The sequence below is a fragment of the Bacteroides propionicigenes genome (assembly GCF_018390535.1).
Lineage (GTDB): Bacteria > Bacteroidota > Bacteroidia > Bacteroidales > Bacteroidaceae > Bacteroides > Bacteroides propionicigenes.
The window spans coordinates 1-16286 of record NZ_JAHBBW010000011.1 but is presented as its reverse complement, the minus strand read 5'-3'; the positions used below and the strand labels follow the sequence as shown (position 1 = coordinate 16286).

General features: G+C 50.3%; 14 protein-coding genes. 1 reads left to right on the top strand and 13 read right to left on the bottom strand.

Annotation, left to right across the window (positions count from 1 at the left end):
* The 12 genes from KG118_RS13105 to trpB all read right to left on the bottom strand — a co-directional run bounded on the left by KG118_RS13105 (position 1) and on the right by trpB (position 13313).
* Positions 1–840, bottom strand: coding sequence for a TolC family protein (locus tag KG118_RS13105; RefSeq protein WP_117712536.1), 840 nt, complete (start codon positions 838–840; stop codon positions 1–3).
* A 28-nt stretch (positions 841–868) separates the two neighbouring features.
* Positions 869–2038, bottom strand: a complete 1170-nt coding sequence (locus tag KG118_RS13100) for a sugar transferase (RefSeq protein WP_117712490.1) — start codon at positions 2036–2038, stop codon at positions 869–871.
* A 15-nt stretch (positions 2039–2053) separates the two neighbouring features.
* Entirely contained in the window at positions 2054–2413 is a 360-nt protein-coding gene (locus KG118_RS13095; RefSeq protein ID WP_117712492.1) for a response regulator, read from the bottom strand.
* Between the two features lie 33 nt (positions 2414–2446).
* Entirely contained in the window at positions 2447–4789 is a 2343-nt protein-coding gene (locus KG118_RS13090) for an LruC domain-containing protein (protein WP_158561004.1), read from the bottom strand.
* Positions 4790–5229: 440 nt separating this feature from the next.
* Positions 5230–6270 carry an asparaginase gene (locus KG118_RS13085; RefSeq protein WP_117712496.1) on the bottom strand — a complete coding sequence of 347 codons (1041 nt, stop codon included), beginning with the start codon at positions 6268–6270 and terminating at the stop codon, positions 5230–5232.
* Between the two features lie 70 nt (positions 6271–6340).
* Positions 6341–7117, bottom strand: coding sequence for a tryptophan synthase subunit alpha (trpA, locus tag KG118_RS13080; protein WP_117712499.1), 777 nt, complete (start codon positions 7115–7117; stop codon positions 6341–6343).
* Positions 7118–7130: 13 nt separating this feature from the next.
* Positions 7131–7760 (bottom strand): phosphoribosylanthranilate isomerase, encoded by a 630-nt coding sequence (locus tag KG118_RS13075; RefSeq protein WP_117712501.1) that lies wholly within the window; start codon positions 7758–7760, stop codon positions 7131–7133.
* A 118-nt stretch (positions 7761–7878) separates the two neighbouring features.
* The gene (gene trpC / locus KG118_RS13070) at positions 7879–8751 is read right to left on the bottom strand and encodes an indole-3-glycerol phosphate synthase TrpC (protein WP_117712503.1); all 873 of its coding nucleotides are present in this window, start codon (positions 8749–8751) and stop codon (positions 7879–7881) included.
* 56 nt (positions 8752–8807) lie between these two features.
* The gene (trpD, locus tag KG118_RS13065) at positions 8808–9806 is read right to left on the bottom strand and encodes an anthranilate phosphoribosyltransferase (RefSeq protein WP_117712505.1); all 999 of its coding nucleotides are present in this window, start codon (positions 9804–9806) and stop codon (positions 8808–8810) included.
* A 280-nt stretch (positions 9807–10086) separates the two neighbouring features.
* Positions 10087–10680: an anthranilate synthase component II gene (locus KG118_RS13060; protein ID WP_117712538.1), complete on the bottom strand. Its 594-nt coding sequence runs from the start codon at positions 10678–10680 to the stop codon at positions 10087–10089.
* 33 nt (positions 10681–10713) lie between these two features.
* A complete protein-coding gene (locus KG118_RS13055; RefSeq protein WP_117712507.1) occupies positions 10714–12114 on the bottom strand; it encodes an anthranilate synthase component I family protein in 1401 nt (466 codons plus the stop codon).
* 8 nt (positions 12115–12122) lie between these two features.
* Complete coding sequence (gene trpB, locus KG118_RS13050; RefSeq protein WP_117712509.1) at positions 12123–13313, bottom strand: tryptophan synthase subunit beta; 1191 nt, start codon at positions 13311–13313, stop codon at positions 12123–12125.
* 546 nt (positions 13314–13859) lie between these two features.
* On the opposite strand from trpB, the gene KG118_RS13045 reads away from it, so the two are divergent.
* A complete protein-coding gene (locus tag KG118_RS13045) occupies positions 13860–14441 on the top strand; it encodes an HdeD family acid-resistance protein (protein ID WP_117712511.1) in 582 nt (193 codons plus the stop codon).
* Between the two features lie 13 nt (positions 14442–14454).
* Here KG118_RS13045 and KG118_RS13040 read toward each other — a convergent pair whose 3' ends face one another.
* Positions 14455–15357 (bottom strand): DUF5106 domain-containing protein, encoded by a 903-nt coding sequence (locus KG118_RS13040; RefSeq protein ID WP_187120036.1) that lies wholly within the window; start codon positions 15355–15357, stop codon positions 14455–14457.
* Positions 15358–16286 lie beyond the last annotated feature (929 nt).

Sequence of the window (16286 nt, the reverse complement as noted above, 5' to 3'; positions counted from 1 at the left end):
TTATTTTCCTTTGATTATTTTTACATTTGTCAGCATCTCAAGTAAAATGATTGCATTATGCAGTGAGACACGTGCTTCGGCATATGAAGTTACCGCTCCGGAACGACGTGCACGCTCCAGTGACAGAGATATGATGTCAATTTTACCTTGTATAAAATTATTTTCCGATATTTTCATTTGGGCATTGTAAAGAGCTGCATTCTCTGCTTTAGCTTTGATGGTTGCCAATTGGGCTGTCACGCTGTTGTATGCTTCCAATACTTTGAGTCTCCGCTCCTCCATCACTTCCTCTTGGGTATATTGAAGCTGCTCGATGTTGTAGCGGTAGTTTTTCAATCGGAGGGGGCGGTTGAATAAATCACCAAGCCCGACGCTGAAACTGGCACCCACATTAAAAGTATGACGAGAGCCCACAGTGGTGGATTGATACCAATCTACCATAGTTTCGCTGCTTTCGTTCAATGTGTTGAACCGTCCATAAGCATAATTGGCATTTAGGCGGAAATAGTTCCACCAGTTCCTTTTTTCTATACGGTATTGGTTCTTAACTTGTTCTACTTGGGATTGTGCCCGCTTTACCGTGGCATTTTCTATGACAGCATCCATGAACACTGAAAGGGGAGGCAGTTCAAAGCCCTCGATATAGTTTTGTGTTTCTTGCAAGCCTTCTCCAGAGATGCTCTTTTCCAATATGGCATCGCTTTCTTTCAATGTTTCTAAAATCTTGATACGTTCTTCACGAGTCATTTCTTGTTGGGCACTGACAGAATGAGGCAACAGGAACAGAAAAAATGTAGCTGTGCAAAGATATAACAGGAAATATGTATAGACTTTTATCATTTGTCCGTTTGGTTTTAGTTTTAATGGATTATACATTTTCTTTCTGCACAAACGCCGTAAACGTTCTTAGCAGTATCTTCATGTCCAGCCAAAATGAAAATCTCTCGGCATATTTGATATCCAGTTGTTTTCGTTCTTCGGCGGACATCTTGCCGGCTCCGCCGCGTTTTTCCACTTGCCATAGTCCCGTCAGTCCGGCAGGGGCCATGAAACGTTCGATGTAGGTGTCGCTGGTCAGTAACTCCGCTTCATAAAGGGGGAGAGGGCGGTTGCCTACAATGCTCATGTCGCCTTTCAGGACATTGAGGAGCTGCGGCAGTTCGTCGATGCTGTATTTGCGGATGAAGCGCCCTACACGAGTGACGCGAGGGTCGTTCTCTATCTTGACAAATGTATTCTGCTTCTCTTGCGACTTCTGTTTTTGGAAGTCCTCTTCGGTGATTACGAAGTCGTCCGAAATCAACAGGGTAGCTTCTTCCTCCTCTGTCCCCACAAGGTCGTCGAACCTTATTTCAGGTTGTTCGTCGGAGATTTCCTCTTCCATTTTGTATTGGTTGAGGGCGTTCAGTTCTTTCAGCCGCTTGTCCGCATTGGTGTACATGGAACGGAATTTGAGGAAGTCGAATATACGGTAGTTGCTGCCTACACGTTGCGACTTGTAGATTATTTTTCCTTTGCTCTCCAAACGTATGGCTATTGCGGTGGCAATAAGCAGCGGTGACAGTATAAGGAGTGATGCGGTGGCGAAAAGGACATCGAAAGTGCGCTTCCATAGGGGCAGGTGAAAGGTGTTGAGCATCTTGCGGTGAGAATGGCTGAACTCCTCCAGTTTGCTTGTCTTGCGCACATTAAGGAACCGGTCCATTTGCCGGATTGCACCTTCATCCGCCTTAGGGGGCAGGGTGTTGTTGATGCCTGCCTGCAGATAGGATTTGCGATGTTGGCTTTGAAGTGATTCTGTGACAAGAATCATGTAGACGCGTGGAAAACGTTTGTGCAGGAAATCTATGTTTTTGCAGTCTTTTTCCACATCATCGGTTTGTTCGTAGAGAATGGACGTATTATACCGTTCGCGTATGCCGTCGATAATCTTTACCGCTTTGTTGCATGAGGACACAGCCATGAACATACCACCTGTGACTTTGCTCAAATGGTCGATGATAGCCCGATTGTTTCCTATATAGATGTAATACAGCATACCCTTTGATGGACTTTAAAGGAATTTCTTGATACGGGCTTTCAGTTCCAGCGGGTTGAACGGCTTGAGGATATAATCCTCGGCTCCGGCTTCGAGTAGCCCGATTCGCTCGCTGATGCTTTCTTCACACGAAAGCATGATGACCGGAATGTGCTTGAAAAGTGCGTTGCCTTTCAGATAGTGCAGGAATTCGCTGCCTGTCATGCGGGGCATCCGTATATCTGAGATGATGAGGGCCGGCTCATTTCCTTCGTTCAGCCATTCTATGGCTTTGATAGGGTCTTCCACGTACACTAAGTTGTTGTCTTTTCCCAAATAGACGGAAAGAACCTTGCCGATAGCCGGTTTGTCATCTACGAATAGTATTGTTTTCATTTGTATGTTTATAATGATCTGAATATTGTTTGTTTATCGATATATGTTCTTTGCAATCGGATATTTATACCAGTCTTTGTTCGTTTCCCGGTTGCGGGCCCAGTCCAGAAACTTGGGATAGGCGCAGTCTGATTCATCCTTTTGGTTGCTGATATTGATTCTCTCCTTCGGGTATCTGAAGTCGGGTACACAGATGGCCCACGTGTTGTTTCCGGCAAGGTCGAGGTTCGATTGCTGGACGGTTCCGTTGGCTGTGGCTCCGTATTTCCAGAATTCGTAGAGATGTATTTCCATGCGTTTTTGCATATTTCTATATTTGTAGCAAATGAAGAAATCGAGATTGTCTTTGGAGAACAAGGGGACGGTGCGGCTTTGGTCGGCCAGCTCTATGATGAGCTCGTATGTGTAGGCTTTGGCAGTTGTGCCGGAACCGGTATTGACTATCTTGCCTTGTTCCACACCGTCGTACACTTTGTGGGCATTGCCGAAGAGGGGGATGACGACAGCGTTGTCACCGTTCTCCATGCACGTGCCGGAGTCGAAAGTGAAGAAGCCGTCGGAGCCCAGCGTAGCGTGGAATCGTTTGTAGTCTCCGGCGGGAGAGATACTCTTGATGTCCGCTTTGTTGATATTGACAATGCGCAATGCCGCACCGATACTCTTGACGGCGCCGGTGGCGGCAAGCGTAACGTTCAGCTGGATGCGTTTGATGTGGTTCGTCTTTTTTTCACGATGATAGGTGGTGGTTACGTCCAGTACGATGTCGTTGAAATCGTAATCGCCTACCAGCGGGTAGTTGTCTTCAAAGGCGTATGTGTAGGGCATCTCGCCGGGGTTTACATCGTCGCCCGATTCGTCGGGGGTATTGCCTGCACCAGTGCAGCGTCCTTCGGGAATGTAGGAAGGCGCCTTGCCGGGGAGGCAAATGGTGGCGTTGCCGTTGCCTTTATGCCCGCTTCCGCCGGCTGTGCCGTTCAGACAATAGTTGTCGAAGTTTTCAACGGCTTTCTTGTATTCACAATATACATTATTGATAACATAGCCTTGGGTTACTTCCGTTCCCATTGAACCCGTCCAGTTTGCCTGATTGATGTGCTCCAGCTTCAACAGGGCATAGCTCTTGGCGGCAGTAGGTCCCGTGATGTTACAGTTGGACAGGTTGGTGGTGTTTTCTATGTCAATCATGGAATTGGCATCGAGGTCTATATAGTTGTAGGCATAGAGATGCTTGGCTTCTATAAGCGAGCCTTTTCCCATTTTGATGCCGTTGGAGGCAAGGAAGTTCTCTACTTCTATTTTGCAACTGTTCTCCAGTTGGGGACCGGTGCTTTGGTTGTCACCGATTTGGTGGACTTCCACGTCACCATGGTTCACGTACAGGCTTTCGGTAGATGAGCCTAACAGCTTGCCTGCGTCTATCTCTCCATAGTTATAGAGAGTGCCGCCGTTGTTGTTGATGCCGTCCACATCTATCTTTCCGGCATTGTAATTGGTTCCGCCGTTGGAGAATTCAATCCAACCTTTTCCTGTAATCTTCCCGCGGGTGTCTTCCGCTGCATCCGGTTCATCTTCCTGATAGGCAGTGCCTAATACCACTAAGGATGAGCTGTTGGTGAATCGGAGGGAGGGTTCATACTGCCCGCCCGATTTCAACCCTATGGCGCCTCTGGAGGCTATGATGATTTCCAGCCCTTGGTTGATGACTTGCGGAGAGGGTATTTCCCATTTGGCACCGGGGGCGATTATCAGCTTGAGGGTTCCCGCATCGGGGGTAGTGGCGCCGCCATGATTGATGCCGCCGGAATAGGATTTGGTAATCTTGAAAATGTTGGTACGGGCAATGTCGGTGTCCATATCTTGCCCGTTGTAGACTGTTGCCTTACTTAGTAATTCTTCGATTTCACTGTCTGTATAGGGACGTGCCATCGTCTTAATCTGCACTTCGCCCTCATCAGCTCCGGCGCGTGCCGAGGAACGGGTGAGAGCCTGTATGCCGAACGTGGTTTCTATCCGCCGGTTGCTGACGGGGACAACTTTCATGATGCGACGCCCTTTGGAATCCATGCGCGAAACGTAGACGCGCTCCAAAGTCAGCGGGCAATCTATGGTGGTTTGGAATATCAAGTCCTGATTGGCTGTGCCGCTTGCCAGCAAATGGGCTACTGCATCTGTTGCGTACGGATTATAGTCGAAAACCTCGACTGTGTAGTCTGTGCCGTAATCTTCGTAGACGGATATGCTTACATCAACCGGACAGGTTGTCTTCCAATCCATTTGGGGATCTATATCTTTCACCGGGAATTTGTCCTGATAGGTGGCCTGCACTTTTTCAGCGTCGAAGACATCTTCTTTGCAGCTGTAAAAAATAAAACTCATTATAAGTGCGGAAAGCAATAGAATGTGATTTATTTTAAAATAATTTCCCATATATAATGTTTTGTTTGATAATTAGCAAAAATACATTTATTTAGCTAAAGATAGCTTACATATAGTGCGTAAACCGATAATTGTTAACCAATTTTAACCGCAGCGTACCATGTATCGCGATATAATAAGTTCCAAAGCATCTTTCATAAGTGAATTTATAAATGTTTTTACAGTTTTGTTTGCGTGTTGAATAAAATAATCAACTTTTTATTGTTTACGCCACAAAAGTAGTCATACTAATTGAAAAATGGATTGTAAATATTGTCTTTTTTGACTATTTATGATGAATATTTTGTTAAATCCGGCTATCGTTGCAATAAAAAACTTGTAAAAGCTGCCCAAAGTCAACTGGAAAAAAACGGGGGAGTGGGAAATTACAAAAGAGGAAATTACTCTTTTGTAATTTCCCCCGCCAAATCCGAATTCATCCGGTAGCGAATTTCTGCCTGGCTGAGCCCGTGTCCAAGGAGGAACATGAGTTTGGTGACGGCGCATTCGGGCGTGCTGTCGTAGCCGCTGATGACGCCGGCTTCAAGAAGATGCAGCCCGGTTTCGTAACGTCCCATCTCGACGCCACCGCTTTGGCACTGGGTGATGTTGACGATGACGATGCCCCGTTCCGTAGCATCTTTCAATTGGCGGATGAACCATTCTTTCTGGGGGGCATTGCCCGAGCCGAAAGTTTTGAGCACCACCGCTTTCAGTCCCGGAACATGAAGCACGGAGTTGATAATACTCTCTTGGATGCCGGGAAACAGGGTGAGTACCACGACGTTGGTGTCGAAGAGATAATGCGGTTTCATCGGTCGTGCGGGATCGGGGCGGCGGATGATGTGCTCGTTGTAGCGGATGTGGATGCCGGCTTTTGCCAGGGCGGGGTAGTTGAACGAGCGGAAAGCATTGAAGTTTTCGGCGTTGATTTTGGTTGTCCGGTTGCCGCGCATCAGTTCGTTTTCAAAGAAGATGCAGACTTCAGGGACAACGGCAGTGCCGTCCGGGTTCTTGGCGGCGGCTATTTCGATGGCTGTAATCAGGTTTTCCTTTCCGTCCGTGCGCAGTGTTCCGATGGGCAGTTGAGAGCCGGTGAGGATAACAGGCTTCGCAAGGTTTTCGAGCATGAAGCTGAGGGCTGATGCCGTATATGCCATTGTGTCGGTTCCATGCAGGATGACGAAGCCGTCGAAAAAGTCGTAGTTATAATTTATTATCTTGACAATCTTTGCCCACAGAGAGGGTTCCATGTCGGAGGAGTCGATGGGCGGGTCGAACTGGTAGGACGAGATACGGTAGTTGAAGCGTTTCAATTCGGGAACGTGCTTGAGCAAGTGGTCGAAATTGAAATTCTCGAGGGCACCTGTTTCGGGGTTTTCTATCATTCCGATAGTTCCGCCCGTGTAAATCAAGAGTACGGAAGGGTAATCTGCTTTCATAAATATCTCGTTTAACTCGTTTTTCGGGCGCAAAGATAAGGAAAAAAGTGGTAGGATGGCTGAGGAATAGTCACTTTCTTAAATCTTCTTTCAGGTGCGAGATGGCTTTCTGTGCATCTCCCTCGTATTCGTTGAGCAAAGTGACGAAACGGCTGCCTATGATGGCTCCGGAAGCGTGGGAACAGGCGGCATCGAAGGTTTGTTTGTTGCTGATGCCGAAACCTACCATGCGGGGGTTGCGCAGGTGCATATCCTGCATCTTCTTGAAGTAGGCTTGCTTCCGGGTGTCGAAGTCCTTTTGCGCGCCGGTGGTTGCGGCAGATGATACCATATAGATGAAGCCGTCGGTGTGGGCGTCTATTTCGCGGACGCGCTCCTCGCTGGTTTCGGGGGTGATGAGCATGATGACACGGAGGTCGTATTTCCGTGCAATGGCTTTATAGTGCTCTTCGTAGTCCTTGAAGGGCAGGTCGGGGATGATTACGCCATCGATGCCGCACGCTTCACATTGCCGGCAGAACGCTTCGAAGCCGAAGTGCATAATGGGGTTGAGGTAGCCCATCAGGATGAGCGGGATGCGGACATTGCGACGGATGTCGCCCAGTTGCTCGAAGAGGAGGCGGAGAGACATGCCGTTGCGCAGGGCGCGGGTGGCGGCGTCTTGAATGACGATGCCGTCGGCCATGGGGTCGCTGAAGGGGATGCCGATTTCTATCATGTCCACTCCGTTCTTTTCGAGGGTGCGGATAACGTTGGCTGTGCCGCCGAGGGTGGGGCAGCCGGCGCAAAAGTAGATGGACAGCAGGTTTTTGGGGCTGTCCTGAAAAAGCTGGTTGATGCGGTTCATATTGAGTTTGATATTATTGGTTGGTAATGCTTTGTATTTCTTGTAGGAATGCCTTGATGCGCTCCACGTCTTTCTTGCCCGGAACTGTTTCAAAGCGGCTGTTGATGTCGACGCCTGCCAGTTTGGGGTGGTGAAACTCTTTGATGGCTTTGGCGCTGTAAGGGTTGATGCCGCCGCTGAGTAGGAAAGGAGTCATTCCGCTGTAACGGTGCAGCAGGTTCCAGTCGAACTGGTTGCCCGAGCCGCCGTACTGCGGTGTCTTGGTGTCGAACAAGTAGTAATCGCATAATCCCTTGTAGGCGGAGACGGCCGCGAGGTCTTTGGGGTGCGAAAGGGAGAATGCCTTGATGAGATGCAGGCCGTTGCTGCGTAGCGAGCGGCAGTATTCGGGAGATTCGTTGCCGTGAAGCTGGATGTAATCCAGTGCGAACCGGTCGGCGTACATCAGGATATTTTCCTTGCTTTCGTTTACAAAAACACCGACACGCTTTGCGTGCTCGGGCAGGTACTCCGGTATTTCGCATAGGCAGCGGGGAGACTTGGGGTAGAAGATGAAACCTATCATGTCTACGCCCAGTTGTTCTACGTCGCGGATGTTTTCCGCTTCAGTCATACCACATACTTTGATAATTAGAGAAAACATGGGATTTATGGTTTTATTATTTACTATATTACTGTTTGTTTCTTTTTAGGCACGGATTACGCGGATTTCACGGAAAGAAGGATAAAGTAAATCCGTGTAATCCGTGCCTAAAAAATCATCACGTGCATTTTGCCCCCTTTAGTCCCTTTGACTCCCTCCCCTCAATCTCCTGTATAAATTCTTTCAGCTCCTCTTCCGGCCGGCGGGTTTTCATAAAGGTTTCTCCGATGAGGAAACCGCGGAATCCGGCGGTGCGCAGGCGGCAGATTGTTTCGGGATGGGAGATGCCGCTTTCCGAAACGAGTAGCGGCAGGTTGCGGGTGCCGGCACTGCCCTGAACATCCGCTACCGCTTGCCGCAGCCGGTTGGCGATGCGGAGAGAGTTTTCTACATCGGTGACGAACGTGCCGAGGTTGCGGTTGTTTACGCCTACCATATCCACCTCCTTACTTATATAGGACAATTCGGAAGGGCTGTGGATTTCGAGCAACACTTCCAGCCCGAGGGCATGGGCGCGGGCGGTGAGGGTGGCGCATTCTTCTTGCGTCAGGCAGGCGGCAATCAGTAATACGGCATCTGCGCCAACGATACGTGCTTGCAACAGTTGGTATTCGTCGATGATGAAGTCTTTGCGCAAGATGGGGATATTGACCAGCGGGCGTGCTGTGCATATGTCGCGCAGCGAGCCGCCGAAGAACTTCTCGTCCGTCAGGATAGAGAGTGCGGCGGCGCCGGAAGCCTCGTATGCGGCGGGTATTTCTCCGGCTTGGGCTGCCTCGTATATCCAGCCTTTCGAGGGAGAGCGACGCTTAAACTCGGCGATGATTCCCGTGGAGGATGCGGCAAGCGCCTGTTTCATGCTGCGGCGGGGGGCTTGGGGAGCGTTCATCAGCTCCTGCGCCTGTTCCCGCAGTTGTTCCGGTGAAACGGCTTGTTTTTGCAGTTTCACTTCGGTTCGTTTATGTTCTGTTATTTCTGATAGAATATCCATAAGGGGGTATGAGTTATAAATTCTGAATGACAGATAGTCTTGATATAATCTGCTTCTCAACATTTATTTATTTCTATAAATCTCTTCAGCGTCTTCAGCGCCCGTCCGCTTTCCAGCGATTCGCGGGCTATGGCGATGCACTCTTCAATCTCCTTTTCCGGTTCCATAACTTGGATGGCGAAGGCGGCGTTTACGATGACACATTGCGTTTGGGCGGCTTCCGCGCGGTTGTTCAGTACATTGTCGAAGATGCGTGCGGCATCCTCCTTGCAGTCCCCGCCCGAGAGCTCTTCGGGTCGTACCGCGCTGAAGCCGAGTGCCTGCGGACGATAGATGCGTTCGTAATTGCGGGTCATTACCTTGAATTCATCGGTCAGTGAGATTTCATCGTAGCTGTCCAGACTGTTTACTACGGCAAAGTCGATGCCGAGCTTGTAGAAGACGTTCGTGTAGAGACGCATTTGCGAGAGGTCTGCCACGCCCAGCAGCTGGTAGGCGGGTTGGCAGGGGTTTACCAGCGGGCCCAGCAAGTTGAAGAGTGTGCGTACTCCCAGTGCCTTGCGCACAGGGCCTACGAGCTTCATTGCCGGATTGAACAGCTGTGCGTGCAGGTAGGCGATGTTGCACTCCTCCATGCTTCGCTTCAGGATGTCGGGATTGTTGGTGAAGCGCACTCCGTGTTGCTCTATCACGTTGCTTGCTCCGCTCACGGAAGTGGCTCCGTAATTGCCGTGTTTGGCAACTTTGTAGCCTGCGCCCGCCACGATGAAACAGGCACAGGTGGAGATGTTGAACGTGTTCTTCCCGTCGCCGCCCGTACCTACGATGTCAATGGGGCGATAGGGTGCGAAGTCTATCGGGATTCGCGTCTCCATAAGTGCTTCGCGAAACCCCGTCAACTCGTCTACTGTGATGCCACGCATCTGGAATACAGTGAGTAACGCAGCAATCTGAGCTTCGGGATACATCTCCCGGCTGATGTTGAGGAGAATTTGCTTGGTTTCCTCTGCGGTGAGCTCTTCGTGGTTGAAGAGGCGGGCTAATATTGCTTTCATTTGTTTCTGTTAGTGATTAAGAGGTTTATGCTGCCTGTCATTTGTTTCTGTTAGCGATTAAGAGGTTTATGCTGCCTGTCATTCAGAGCGAAGCGAAGAATCTGCTCTCTTGTGTGTGCATGGGGAAGGGATTCTTCGCTATGCTCTGAATGACAGATAGTGTATGACGTTCATTTGCTCCTGCGAGGTGTGTGATTTGCTCCCGCGAGGTGTGTGATTTGCTCCCGCAGGGTGCGTGGTTTGCCCTTGCAGGGTGTGTCATTTCTCTCTGCGAGGTGTGTCATTTGTCCTCGTGAGGTGTGTGGTTTGCGTCACCTTGCAGCCAGTTCCTCATTATCAGTTTTCCGTCCGGAGTCAGCACGGATTCCGGATGGAATTGTATGCCGCGAACGTCATACTCCCGGTGCTTCAGCGCCATAATCTGCCCTTCGGGGCTGACGGCGGTGACGGCAAGCGTTTCGGGCAGCCCCTCCGCATCTACCACCCAAGAGTGGTATCGTCCTACGGGAATTTCTTCGGGCAGTCCCCGGAAGATGTAGTCCGGTTCTGCCAGCCGTATGCGGGTCTGTACGCCATGAAACACGTTGCTGAGGTTCACCAGCCGTCCGCCGAATACCTCTCCGATGGCCTGTTCGCCCAAGCATACGCCCAGTATGGGTTTCTTGCCGGAATAGGTGCGTATTACGTCCGTCAGCAATCCCGCTTCTTGGGGCACGCCGGGACCGGGGGAGAGGATGATTTTATCGTACCGTTCCAGCTCTTCCATTCTGAATTGGTCGTTGCGCAGCACGTCTACCGCTGCGCCGAGTTCTTTCACCAGATGCGCGAGGTTGTAGGTGAAAGAGTCGTAATTGTCTATAATAACCGTTTTCATCTTTTTCATTTACAATTTACAATGTATATGCACTCACATTTTCTCAGCCATCACAATTGCTTTCTTCAGTGCTCCCAGCTTGTTGTTCACTTCTTGGAGTTCGTATTCGTCGTTGCTTTTGGCTACGATGCCGCCGCCTGCCTGAAACCACAGCACTCCGTTGCGGCTGACGAAGGTGCGGATGGTGATGGCCTGATTCAGACTGCCGTTCAGTCCGATGAACCCGATGCAGCCGCCGTATGCGCCTCGGTTGTGCGGTTCCAGTTCGCTGATGAGCTGCATGGCGCGTACTTTGGGGGCACCGCTCAGTGTTCCGGCGGGGAAGGTGTCGATGAACGCCTTGACGGGGTCGGCTTCGCTGTTCAGCTCGCCGCTCACGCGGCTCACGAGGTGGATGACGTGGCTGTAATATTGCATCTCCTTGTAGAAGTCCACCTTCACGTCGCGGCAGTTGCGGCTGAGGTCGTTGCGGGCAAGGTCCACCAGCATCACGTGTTCGGCATTCTCCTTGGGGTCGTCGTGCAGGTATCGGGCGTTTACGGCATCCTGTTCGGGGTCGCCGGTGCGCCGGGTAGTGCCGGCGATGGGGTCTATGTAGGCGTGGCGTCCTTCGATGCGGCAGTGCGTTTCGGGCGAGGAGCCGAAGATGCGGAAACCGCCGAAATCGAAGTAGAACAGGTAGGGTGAGGGGTTGATGCTGCGCAAGGCACGATAGAGCTTGAAGTCGTCGCCTGTGAAGCGCTGTTCGAAGCGGCGGGAGAGGACTATCTGGAAAACATCACCCCGCAGGCAGTGGGCTATTCCCCGGCGGATGTTGGCTTTGTGCTCCTCGTCCGTCAGCGGAGAGGTTGTTTCGCCGACGGCACGGAAGTCGTAGGCGGTGTAGTTGCGGTTGCGGATGGCTTTATGTACTTTGTCCAGTTCGCTTTTCTCGTCGGGGGCAAGCATCTCCAGCAACAGCATCTCGTTCTTGAAGTCGTTGAAGACGATGAGATACTTATATAATATGTATAGCATATCCGGCGCGTCGTTGGTGGCTTCGCGGCTGTCCTTTACGGCGATGTTCTCAAAATAGCGTACGGCATTGAAGGAGGTGTAGCCGTACAGGCCGCAGTAGTTGCTGTATTCGCCCTCCACGTGGAAGCGGTCGAGGAAGTCGCGCAAGGCGTTCTCCACACGATATTCTTCGGTGACGGGATGTTCCTCGCGTGTGCCGTCGGGCAGGCGGAAGATGGCGGCGCCGTGGTCTATGCTGACGCTTGCCACCGGACAAAGTGCGATGAAGGAGCGGTTGTTCTCGCTGCCGTGATAGTCGGAACTCTCCATCAGCGCGCTTTGAGGGAAGATGTCGCGTACCTTCAGGTAGGTGCTTACGGGTGTGTGCAGGTCGCCAAGTATCGTGCGGCTCACTGTTTGATAATCATACTGTTTCATTGTTGTTCTTATTTAGCGGTTTCCCCATACTCCAAATACGTCTCCACATCCTTGTCTCCCCGTCCCGAAACGGTCAGCACCACCACGTCGTCGGGCTTGAAGTTCAGTTTCTCCAGTGCGCCGAGGGCATGGGCGCTTTCCAGTGCGGGGATGATGCCTTCGAGTTTGGTCAGTTCGTAGGCGGCGCGGATGGCTTCGTCGTCGTTTACGGAGAGCACGATGGCGCGTTTCTTTGCGGCAAGGTTGGCGTGCATGGGGCCGATGCCCGGATAATCCAGTCCGGCGGAGATGGAGTAAGGCTCCTCAATCTGCCCGTCCTCGTTCTGTATGACGTAGGTGCGGGCGCCGTGGATGATGCCCAGTTTGCCGAGGGCGATGGTGGCGGCGGTCATCCCCGTTTCCACGCCTTTGCCGCCGGCTTCGGCGAGGACTATCTGCGCACGTTCGTCGTCGACGTAGTGGTAGATGGTTCCGGCTGCATTGCTGCCGCCGCCTACGCAGGCTATGAGGTAGTCCGGACAATCGCGCCCTTCCTTTTCCATGAGCTGTTTCTTAATCTCCTCGCTGATGACCGACTGCAGGCGTGCCACCATGTCGGGATAGGGGTGCGGGCCTACGGTGGAGCCGATGATGTAGTAGGTGTCTGCCGGATGACAGCACCAGTCGCGTATGGCCTCGTTGGTGGCGTCCTTCAGGGTCATGTTGCCGCTGGTGACGGGGACTACGGTTGCTCCCAGCATCTTCATCTTCTCTACGTTGATGTGCTGGCGTTCCACGTCGGTCTTGCCCATGTACACGATGCACTCCATGTTCATCAGGGCGCAGACGGTGGCGGTGGCAACGCCGTGCTGCCCTGCGCCTGTCTCGGCAATGATGCGGCGCTTTCCCATGCGGCGTGCCAGTAGAATCTGGCCGATGGTGTTGTTTATCTTGTGCGCGCCGGTGTGGTTCAGGTCCTCGCGCTTCAGATAAATCTTGCAGCCGTACTTTTCCGACAGGCGCTTAGCCAGATATAGCGGAGAGGGACGCCCTACGTAGTCGCGCAGCAATTGGTCGTATTCACGCTTGAAATCCTCACTTTGCAGCACGCTGAGATAGGTGTTCTGCAATTCTTCTACACATCTGTGGAGTATTTCGGGAACGTATGCTCCGCCGAATTCTCCGTAATAACCTTCTTTGTCTACTAAGAAACTTGCCATATTGTTTGTTGTTTTTATTATCTTCCGTTTATCATTGATATTTGGACAGGCAGGGGCGTTGCCTAAACGAAAAAAGCCCCGTCGCTTGGTGCGACAGGGCTCTTTTCCTATATCTTTCTTATATTACATATATACATACGAGCACTGCTCCCTTACGACTGCCGGAGTTGTAACGGGTGCCACCACCAATATGTATTTACGAACATTGTTTTCATTGTCTTTTTTTGTTTTAACAGGGGCAAATATAAGCACATTGTTTTAATTGCCAAAATAAATCTTACTTTTTTTTCGTATTAGAACATTTATCTTGAAATGTTGTTCTCTATCACAAGTAACAACCATTATTTACTAATAAAAAGAAAGGAACAAACTATGAGACGGAAACATCTGATTGCCGTAGGTGCTATTATCGCCATTGTTTTATTGCTATACTGGCTGTTTATAGCCGAGGACTTGAACGCTTGGCTCAATGTGAATTGATTTTTCGGCACCGTCATGCGGGGTTGTTCGGATAAATAATGTATCTTCGCAAAAAATCAAAGACTCATGAAAGGATTAAGTTATTCATTCTTGCGTGCTGTATGCGCGCTGGTAATTGGCTTGGTGTTGGTGATGTTTCCCGACCGTGCCGGTGATTATTTTGTGATAACGATTGGTGTCATTTTCCTTGTACCTTCGCTCATCAGTATTATAGGATATTACGCTCAGAACGCCGAGGTGCGCCGCCGCTTCCCGGTAGAGGGGGTGGGCAGTCTGCTGTTCGGCTTGTGGCTGATTATCATGCCGGGCTTCTTTGCCGATTTGCTGACGTTTGTGCTGGGCTTCATCCTTGTGATGGGCGGTGTGCAACAGATAGCGTCGCTCTCCGCTGCACGCAGGTGGACGCCCGTACCGGGTGGGTTCTACGTTGTTCCGGTGCTGATATTGCTTGCCGGGCTGATTGCGTTGTTCAACCCCACGGGAGTACGCTCCACGGCGTTCATCATTATCGGAATCACCAGTCTGGTTTATGCGGCTTCGGAACTGGTAAACTGGTTCAAGTTCACCCGTCTCCGTCCCAAGACGCCTGTTGCCGGCGGCAAGGCCGAGGATGATGCAGACATCGAAGATGCCAAAATCATAGAATGAAGGGGATGTTTTTTCAGATATTCTGCAAGTACTCCTCAATCTCTTGGGCTGTGACATCTTTCAGCAGCACGGTTTTGTCCTCGTCCAGAAGATACAGGGTAGGGATGGCTTTCAGGTCGTAGAGGTTCTTCTGTTCAATCGTCCGCTTCTTGTCGTATCCGTTAATCCACTCATCGGGAAAGTCGGAGAGGTGTTTCCGCCATTCCGCCAAATCCGCATCGGGATAGAGGGAAAGAACTTTCACCCGTTTCCGTGCAATGGCTTGGGCGGTAGCGGGGCTGCGCTTCAGGGCTTCGATAGCCTCGCCGCAAGCATGGCAGCCGGGATTGTTGATGAACAATAACGTGTAGGGAGCTTTTATGCCATGCAAGTTGCCCTGTTTGCCGTTGGCAAGCGTATAAGTAAAGTCCAGCGCTTTTGTGCCTGCACGGTTCTTCTGCGCCAGTTCCCGCCGGGCTTTCGGACGTATTTTCTCCGTATCGTCCATGACGGGAGATTTCAGCATGGCATCCAGGACGGAAATGTAAAACTCCTCATTGCGCATCGGCGAGTTGGGGTCATACAGATATTTCTCCGCAAGAGACGTCAGGTACGTATAACATTTCTTTTCTTTCTCTGCCCGGAGAAACAGTTGTTTTAAGGCGGCGTCGGCGGTGCCGGCAGAAACCAGCCGCAGGATGTCGATGAAGTCCACCCAGCCTTGTTCCGTCACTTCGGGATGGTGTATGTAGTTGGTGTCGGCAAAGTCCACGTTGTCCCAGTAGTGGCGTGCCAGATAGTCTGCACGCAGTTCCGGAGTACTCAGCATGGCGGGTATTGCGGGCAGCACAAGGGTGGTGACGGTGTCTGCAGCAATCGCTGCCGATTGTTTCTTGCCGGCCTGTTCGCTGCTGCATGCGGTGTTGGCGTTCAGCATCAGGGAGAGCAATGCGCAGACGGGCAGAAGCTTCGTGATAATATTTTTCACCCCATTATTCATATCCTCTTTCATATTTACCTTGTACACAAAGGTAGTATAAAAGTTAGAATCCATGAAGCAAAGGATGTTTTTTATTTGCTGCATACAAAGAACGACCGGATACAAACATTCGGCCGTACATTATAATGTACGCGCGCGGGCGCGTATAATTCCCTTTTTTTAAAGAAAAATCCCTGTACATATTATAATACTGCGATATATACCGCGATAACGCGCGGCGATTTTTATTCGGAAAAAATAGAATTTCTGAGAACTTCAGGAAATAGGATGTACATCAAACAAGGTTTTGCCTATGGTGCAACCCCCGTTTGACGTATATCAAACGGAATTTTCACCGTAGGCAAGTATTTATTCATAAACCTAATGCCCTGCCGTCTTTACGCGCGCCCGCGTATATTATAATGTATGCCTTCCGTTATCGTACACATCCGCTTTTGAAAATATGCTTTACAACAGGTTTATCAATCAGCGAGTTACGAAAAAGTTTCATGTTTTCGTGAAAAAAAAGATAGATATATTTGGTGCATATTGCTAAATCCTCTACTTTTGCATCCGCTTTCGAGAATGAAAGCAGCGATTGATTGACATTCTGAAACAAAAGCGTATGGATGCTGTAAAAGAGAGAAAAAGAAATGAAAAATAATTTTCCGAAAATATTTGGAAGATATTAAAATTTCTCCTTATCTTTGCAGTCCGACTCGCAAGGAAAAAGAACTTCTCTTTCTCCGCTCCTTTAAAAGAGCTCTGAAAGAAAAAGAAAAAAAACTTCCGGAAATATTTGGAAGATATACTTAAAAGTCCTTACCTTTGCATCCGCTTTTGAAAAAGAAGAGCAACCGAAAAAGAAGCGATCTTTGAAGAGATTT

What these genes read in the sequence shown, in the direction of transcription:
- KG118_RS13045 (WP_117712511.1), top strand. Translation starts at nt 13,860, where the DNA reads ATGAAAGGATTAAGTTATTCATTCTTGCGTGCTGTATGCGCGCTGGTA.
- KG118_RS13095 (WP_117712492.1), bottom strand. Translation starts at nt 2,413, where the DNA reads ATGAAAACAATACTATTCGTAGATGACAAACCGGCTATCGGCAAGGTT.
- KG118_RS13040 (WP_187120036.1), bottom strand. Translation starts at nt 15,357, where the DNA reads ATGCTGAACGCCAACACCGCATGCAGCAGCGAACAGGCCGGCAAGAAA.
- KG118_RS13100 (WP_117712490.1), bottom strand. Translation starts at nt 2,038, where the DNA reads ATGCTGTATTACATCTATATAGGAAACAATCGGGCTATCATCGACCAT.
- KG118_RS13105 (WP_117712536.1), bottom strand. Translation starts at nt 840, where the DNA reads ATGATAAAAGTCTATACATATTTCCTGTTATATCTTTGCACAGCTACA.
- KG118_RS13090 (WP_158561004.1), bottom strand. Translation starts at nt 4,789, where the DNA reads ATGAGTTTTATTTTTTACAGCTGCAAAGAAGATGTCTTCGACGCTGAA.
- trpA (WP_117712499.1), bottom strand. Translation starts at nt 7,117, where the DNA reads ATGAACCGCATCAACCAGCTTTTTCAGGACAGCCCCAAAAACCTGCTG.
- KG118_RS13060 (WP_117712538.1), bottom strand. Translation starts at nt 10,680, where the DNA reads ATGAAAACGGTTATTATAGACAATTACGACTCTTTCACCTACAACCTC.
- trpD (WP_117712505.1), bottom strand. Translation starts at nt 9,806, where the DNA reads ATGAAAGCAATATTAGCCCGCCTCTTCAACCACGAAGAGCTCACCGCA.
- trpC (WP_117712503.1), bottom strand. Translation starts at nt 8,751, where the DNA reads ATGGATATTCTATCAGAAATAACAGAACATAAACGAACCGAAGTGAAA.
- KG118_RS13085 (WP_117712496.1), bottom strand. Translation starts at nt 6,270, where the DNA reads ATGAAAGCAGATTACCCTTCCGTACTCTTGATTTACACGGGCGGAACT.
- KG118_RS13075 (WP_117712501.1), bottom strand. Translation starts at nt 7,760, where the DNA reads ATGTTTTCTCTAATTATCAAAGTATGTGGTATGACTGAAGCGGAAAAC.
- KG118_RS13055 (WP_117712507.1), bottom strand. Translation starts at nt 12,114, where the DNA reads ATGAAACAGTATGATTATCAAACAGTGAGCCGCACGATACTTGGCGAC.
- trpB (WP_117712509.1), bottom strand. Translation starts at nt 13,313, where the DNA reads ATGGCAAGTTTCTTAGTAGACAAAGAAGGTTATTACGGAGAATTCGGC.